The 4,157-nt window shown below is 40.3% G+C and carries 2 protein-coding genes and 1 pseudogene; all 3 read left to right on the top strand.

Translation table 11 applies throughout. The features are described 5' to 3' along the window. Positions 1-3,483: pseudogene (locus GHI93_RS12800) on the top strand (collagen-like protein); the annotation flags it as partial. Between the two features lie 23 nt (positions 3,484-3,506). After that, entirely contained in the window at positions 3,507-3,728 is a 222-nt protein-coding gene (locus GHI93_RS03075) for a hypothetical protein (protein WP_153495488.1), read from the top strand. Positions 3,729-3,745: 17 nt separating this feature from the next. After that, positions 3,746-4,066 (top strand): hypothetical protein, encoded by a 321-nt coding sequence (locus tag GHI93_RS13265; RefSeq protein WP_153495486.1) that lies wholly within the window; start codon positions 3,746-3,748, stop codon positions 4,064-4,066. The last annotated feature ends 91 nt before the right edge of the window (positions 4,067-4,157 follow it).

Genomic DNA, 4,157 nt, shown 5'->3' with positions numbered 1-4,157 from the left:
AACTATATTGATATTAATGGAACAGTTGGTTTAATTCTATCGGCTAGAGTGTCTGAAATCATCGAATCAGAGAGCAATCCAGAAAATAACCAGATTGTATTTTCAAACTACAAAAAGTTAAAAAGTCAAGCGTCCGCTGATATTCAGTCTATTGTAAGCCAGTTAGTAGATGAAGCGACACCATATCGCTCATTAATTGAGACGACAAACGGAATGCAATTCAAAAACGGAACGGGTTCAACAGTATTGACAGCTCGGATTTACAAAGGTTCAAGCGATACTGAAACAGTAGCGGATAGTTACGTTTGGACTAAAGACGGAACTGCTATAGCGACTACGCAAGCCATCACAGTTAATGCTACTGATATTGTTGATAAGTCAGTTTATACTTTCAAAGCAACAGTTGGCGGTAAGACGGTAGGGACTTGGTCAGTTACTATTACTAATGTTAATGATGGTAAGCAAGGACTTAAAGGCGACCCTGGTTCTACTGGAATACCTGGACAAGCAGGAGCTGACGGAAAAACAAGCTATCTTCACATTGCTTATGCTACGAACGCAACTGGTACAGCTGGATTTGACGTTTCTAATTCAGTTGGTAAGACCTATATCGGACAATACACGGACTTTACCGCTAACGACAGCACAGACCCTAGCAAGTATTCATGGAGCTTAATTAAAGGAGACAAGGGAGACAAAGGAGACACTGGAGCTAATGGAAAAGACGGAATTGATGGATTGCAAGGTAAAGACGGTCAGCAAGGAATCCCAGGTAAAAACGGTGCGGATGGAAAAACGCAATACACACATATCGCTTACGCAAATAGTGCTGATGGTACAGCTAACTTTTCAACTTCTGATTCTAACCGCACCTATATCGGGATGTATGTTGATTTTAATGCTAATGATTCAACCACGCCTAGTGATTATTCGTGGACATTAGTTAAGGGAGCAGATGGAACGCAAGGAACACCAGGTAAGGCAGGAGCAGACGGAAAAACTCCATATTTTCACACAGCATGGTCTTACAGCACTGATGGTACTGACAGATTCACGACTGTTTATCCGAATTTGAATTTGTTGGATGGAACATCGAGTGTTTCTAAGAATGCAACCATTCCATCTGGACAAAACTCAATTGTTCTATATGGAAGTTTAAATAAATTCCAAAGCAATACTGTCACTATTTCGGCTTTTCTTAACTTAACAAATTCATCTTATGACGCAAAAATACAAGCGTGGACAAATAGCGGAACAATAGCTGGAAGTATAGTCAAAGCTGGACAAACAGGATATAGTATTGGATATGGTACAATTCCAAGTTCTTTCACTGCTTCAAATATTGCCATAAGAACAGAAAATGTAAGCACATCTACCACTATTCCTTACTTTGGACTTAAAATGGAACCTGGCTCAACTGCAACGCCATGGATGCCATCACAGCAAGAAGCGACCACTGCTGACTATCCAAGCTACATCGGTCAGTACACAGACTTCACACAAGCAGATAGCACTAATTCATCCGCCTACACTTGGAGTTTGATACGAGGGAATGACGGAGTAGATGGAACTAACGGGACTAACGGAACTAATGGTAAAGATGGAATAAGTCCAATTGCTATCAATATGACAAATGAAGCGTGTGTTTTCGCTGGAAGCACCACGTCAGCAATAGCTGGGAATGCAAGAACTGATATAACTGCTTCACAAGGAACAACAGCCATTTCAGTTAGTGTCGGAACAATTTCAGGGTTGCCAACAGGAATGACCGCTAGCATTTCGAATAACAATTCAAATAAAGCTACTGTAACATTTAACGTTACAACTTCTCTAACAACGAATACAGGAAATATCACTATTCCAGTAACTGCTGGAGGAGTTACGCAAAACCAAATATTCACTTATGCCTTAGCTTTAGCTGGAGCAACAGGAGCAACAGGAGCAAACGGTACTAATGGGACTAACGGTTCTGATGGATATACTGTCATCCTCACTAATGAATCAAATACATTTTCTGGAAGTACCACATCCGCAATAGCTAGTAGTACAACTACTACTGTTGTTTCTTACAAAGGAGCAAATGCTATTTCATCAACTGTGGGTACTATTACAGGATTACCAACTGGTATGTCTTACAGTGTTTCGAACAACAGTACTAATTCTCCTGTAATTACTTTCACGGTTACAACTTCGATGGTCTCTAGGACAGGGAATATAAATGTTCCTTTAACAATCGACGGAAAATCATTCACGAAAGTTTTCAGCTACGCTCTAGCATTGCAAGGTGCTACTGGAAATACTGGAGCTAATGGGACTAACGGCAAAGACGGCACATCGGTAACCATCACATCCAAACAAATACTATATCAGAACTCAACGAGTGGAACAACAGCGCCAACAGGGACATGGTCAACGACTATTCCAAGTACTCCGCAAGGGCAATTCAGATGGGCACGTACAATTGTTAATTATTCGGACGGCACAAGCACTCAGACCGATTTAGTAGGTTATGTAGGGGTTGATGGGCAAGTAGGACAACAAGGTAAGCCAACAGGTATCACTCAGCAAGCGACAGAGCCATCTAATAAGTATGCTGGCATGATGTGGCAATACACTGGTACTTCTAATATTACGATTGGAAGCACTACAATAGCGCCACAAGTTCAATATATCTACGACGGTGCTCAATGGCGAATTTATGCGATTAATGTAGCGAATTTAAACGTTCAAACACTATCAGCTCTTACTGCTAATCTCGGAACAGTAACAGCGGGCATGATTAAATCGTATATTGACTACACTTATTACAATAATTCACCAACTGGAATACCTGCTAAAGCATATCTTAGGATTGACGCTAATAATGTAAACCAGAAAATAGCTTTGCAAAGCCCATCTGGAGTTGATTGGGGATATATCAGACAAGATGTTAATGGAATAACCATTTTCGCAGACACAAAAAATGCAGGCACAATCGGTAATGCGAGCGGGCGATATGTTAGTACAAATTACGGAGGTGCAGGCATTAGCTTCATTAATTCTAATAATGCAAGTATTAATGCAAATGGAGACCTTGATGTCGCAACGCCGTACACTGGCACAGGTTCACTCTATTTCGATGGTACTAACTTGATTTCTTCGGCACCTATTATTGCGCTGAATACAATTGTTAAATCCTACTCGTTCTCTGTCGGTGGATTAGGGGTAAGGCTTGACAGACTGATGTCGCAAGTCATGGTTACATTTTCAGGACAAGTCACAAGTGCTATCACAGGTACTCCCACTTTTAACAATCAGCTTCCTATTGGATTTTGTCCAATTAATCCAGCTTCAGTAGATTACATGGTAGTTGGCAATATAAATGCTAATGGCTACATCTATTTCAATCCAGATGGATCTATTCGCTTCATGGCAAATGTTCCACAAGGCGCTTATATCCGTGGAACACGTTCTTACATCACAGCAGACGCTTATCCGTCTTAATTTAGGAAAGGAAAAATAAAAAAATGGCAGCAAAAACAATTGGGGAATCAATGTCTCGCAATTTCATGAACGAAAACAATGAAATCATTGCTTCATCTTCTGTAAGTGTTGGGCTAAACACTTCTGGATCACTGACAATTACATTTCAAGACGCTCAAAAGTTGAAAGATTCGCAAACAATTGCGGATGACTTGAAAACGTTCATTGATGACGTTCTGACACTATCTGCGAAGTATGTTGAATAGGAGAAATTAAGGGAGGTATGGAAAATGTAATAAAAGATGTAATAAGCGTTATTCGAGACATCATTAACTACTGGCCTGCAATCGTCTCATCAAGTGGAATTGTTGCTCTAGGGTTTCGACAAATCAATAAGCGACAAGACCAGCGTGACAGAGCCCAGGAGGATTCTATGAAGTTAATGAGAATCGAAATCAAGCGCATTGAATTATCGCAAGCAATCAACCATGATTACGGCTTGCAAATCGTCAGTAGTATTTTCGATGAGTATGTAGCCCTCGGTGGGAATCATTATGCTCACGAAATTTACGACAAATACAAAAAAGAAAAAGAGGAAAAATAAAATGGATCAAAACTTACTTACAATTTTCGGCGGAATCATCACGCTAGCTTGCTCAATCGTCTCTTACTTCATTTCTGTTTCTGCAAAAAAG

This window comes from Lactococcus hircilactis (assembly GCF_009601015.1).
Taxonomy (GTDB): Bacteria; Bacillota; Bacilli; order Lactobacillales; family Streptococcaceae; genus Lactococcus; species Lactococcus hircilactis.
This window is presented reverse-complemented; position numbering and strand designations above follow the sequence as displayed.

Coding starts and splice junctions, on each gene's coding strand:
- GHI93_RS03075 (WP_153495488.1), top strand. CDS start 3,507: ATGGCAGCAAAAACAATTGGGGAATCAATGTCTCGCAATTTCATGAAC.
- GHI93_RS13265 (WP_153495486.1), top strand. CDS start 3,746: ATGGAAAATGTAATAAAAGATGTAATAAGCGTTATTCGAGACATCATT.